The sequence below is a fragment of the Microcoleus sp. OTE_8_concoct_300 genome, assembly GCF_031383065.1.
Classification (GTDB): domain Bacteria; phylum Cyanobacteriota; class Cyanobacteriia; order Cyanobacteriales; family Microcoleaceae; genus Microcoleus.
In genome coordinates this window covers 1-2,625 of record NZ_JANMZH010000413.1, presented here as the reverse complement: position 1 = coordinate 2,625, position 2,625 = coordinate 1, and the positions used below count along the sequence as shown (strand labels likewise).

Genomic DNA, 2,625 nt, shown 5'->3' with positions numbered 1-2,625 from the left:
ATGAAAGTAGCGATCGCCTCCCCACTTTCTCTCATCCCACAGCTTTAGTGTTTGGTCGGACGAGGCAGAAATTGCTTTAAGTCCATCCGGCGTGATGGCAAGTGCCCAGACATCGCCGGAATGTCCGCCAAGCGTTTTAAGCTCGCTAAGTGCGCGATCGACCCGACGACACCGCTCGGAAGCCGCACTTACTGCATTGCTGCATTGGTTTGAGGTTTACGTGGTAGTCCAGCTCACTTCGGGCGAGCTTAGAATCTAGAATCCGCTACTTGGTTCAAGACGGGACTGGACCAAATTAGCCCGTTCCTTCGCTGACCGTCATACAGCGCGATCGCACAAATTGGTTGGGTAAGCACGATTATGCTTTGCTTCGGCTGCTGTGGGGTAATGCTTTGAGACGAAACAACGGGGGCTGCGACCAACAAGCCGTTACCGAAATGCTTGACTCTAGGTTTTGAATGTTTTTACTGGCTTATATTAGGGATTTCTTGAGGCGGGTCGGCAACTCGCTGGCACACAAGAGCGAGTTTTTATTACAGTGATAACAACAATTGCTATTCGCTGTTATTAATGAGAGGATGGGATAGCGCAACTTACAGGAGGACTCAGGCATGAACGTGTCTTTGACACCGGAGCTAGAGCAGTATGTCCAAGAAAAAGTGTCAAGCGGATTATATTATTCGGCCAGCGAAGTTATCCGTGAAGGGTTGCGCCTGCTGAGAGAACGAGAGCAATTTCAGCAAACTCGCTTACAGGAATTGCGACCAGACATTCATGCAGGGTTAGTTAGCGGTGAGGCAACTCCCCTGGATATGCCAGCAATCAAGGCAAAAGCGCGGCAGCGTCGTCGGCCGAGACAACCTCAGTAATGAATGTTTATCTTCGATCGTCCTGAAACACCCACGCGCGGAATACGAGAAAGTTGGATATTTGAAAATACATCGCCTTCTGGACAGTCTCGATCAAGCTGACGAATTTTTAGAACACGTTAAGGGCAAACTGCAATCTAAAATCTAAATTTTATTGACCATTAACAACAAAAATGAGCCCAAAAGATAAATTTGCTGCATGATAAGTCAAAACATTCTCCAATACGAATCTAAAATCTGGGCAACGGCAGATCTGCTGCGAGGCTGTGGCATTAAAGAGTCGGAATGGCCATCATACATGATGCCGTTTTTTGCCCTGGTGATGATTGAAAGCCGTTTGGTCAGGATGTTTGATCAACTGAAGGCAGAAATTGGTGAAGAAGCGTTAGAGGATATTTCTCAAGAAGATTTAATCGAGCTAATACAGGATAAAGGACAGGGCTACAACGGCTATATTTTTGAGAAAAACCAAACTTTAAAGGATATTTGCCAGAACGATAAATCCTTTGATATTGATTTTGAGGCATACCTACACGGCTTTGACCCGGAAACGAAAGATTTGTTGGGAGTAGATGCTTCCGAGGGGGAGAAGTTTCTTGATATTAAAGGCATTATTGCTAAGCTCAAAGCGAAAAAGGTGCTGTTGGGCTATACGAAGGAATGGAGTGGCATTGACCTCAAACCCTTTGATAACTCGGCAATTACCACGCTAGAAGAACACATCAAACGTCGTTGGGCAGACATTTCAGCAGAGACAGCCGGGGAACAGTTCACACCAGATGATGTGATTGGGCTGATTGCTGAGATTATCGCCTCTAAGATTGACGATTCGGATCGCCTGTTGAAAATTTATGACTGCACCTGTGGTGGCGGTAATTTGCTCTTTGGGGTGGAAGATCGGATTAACGCCAAGGTGAAGCGACTCACCCAAACCTTTGGGCAAGACTGGAATGATGCGCTTTACGCCTTAGCCAAGATTGAAAGTCGGTTTCGAGTAGATTCTAAGATTGAGCACGGTAACACGCTCACAGATGACAAGTTTTATAACGATGAATTTGATGTGGTGATTGCCAATCCACCTTATGGAGTGGACTGGAAAGGGTTTAAGAAAGACGTTGAGAACGACAAAACTGGGCGGTTTAAATATCTGCCAGCTATTTCAGATGGCCAGTTGCTGTTTATGCAGCATTTGATCTCGAAGCTGAATGGGCTAGGTATGGGAGTTGTGGTTCATAATGGCTCGACGCTGTTTAGTGGCGATGCAGGTTCGGCAGAAAGCAATATTCGGAAATGGATGCTGGATTCCGACATTGTGGAAGCAGTGATTCAGTTGCCGACAGATGAGTTTTTTAATACGGGCATTTACACCTATCTCTGGGTGCTGAACAAGAATAAACCCGTCAATCGTCGCGATCGCGTGATGTTGATTAATGCCAGCGAGAAATTTAAGCCACTGAAAAAGAGCAAGGGATCGAAGCGAAAAGAGGTGGATGCAGCCAGCCGCTTAGAGATTGTGGAAGCTCTGGCTCGATTCGTGGATAACGATTATGCACGAGTGTTTGATAAAGAGTTTTTCTATTTCAATAAGCAGGCAATTAGGCTCACGAATGTGGATGAGCAAGGCAGGACTTTCGCCAGTCGTCTCAAGGAGGGCAAAACCAGTCTGAAGTTGTCGCCGCTGAAGTTGGAAAACGGGGAACGGACGTTAACCGAATTTACGATTACGGAGTATGACTCGGAGCGGTTTGGTTCGTTG

The 2,625-nt window shown here is 46.3% G+C and carries 2 protein-coding genes and 1 pseudogene; 2 read left to right on the top strand and 1 reads right to left on the bottom strand.

The genetic code is table 11. From position 1 onward, the window contains the following. A pseudogene (locus ACUVJL_RS19180) lies at window positions 1–132 on the bottom strand (hypothetical protein); the annotation flags it as partial. A gap of 479 nt (window positions 133–611) precedes the next feature. On the opposite strand from ACUVJL_RS19180, the gene ACUVJL_RS19175 reads away from it, so the two are divergent. Then, entirely contained in the window at window positions 612–869 is a 258-nt protein-coding gene (locus tag ACUVJL_RS19175; RefSeq protein WP_445247291.1) for a type II toxin-antitoxin system ParD family antitoxin, read from the top strand. Between the two features lie 199 nt (window positions 870–1,068). After that, window positions 1,069–2,625 (top strand): HsdM family class I SAM-dependent methyltransferase (locus tag ACUVJL_RS19170; protein WP_445247290.1); only part of this gene is annotated, 1,557 nt, incomplete at its 3' end.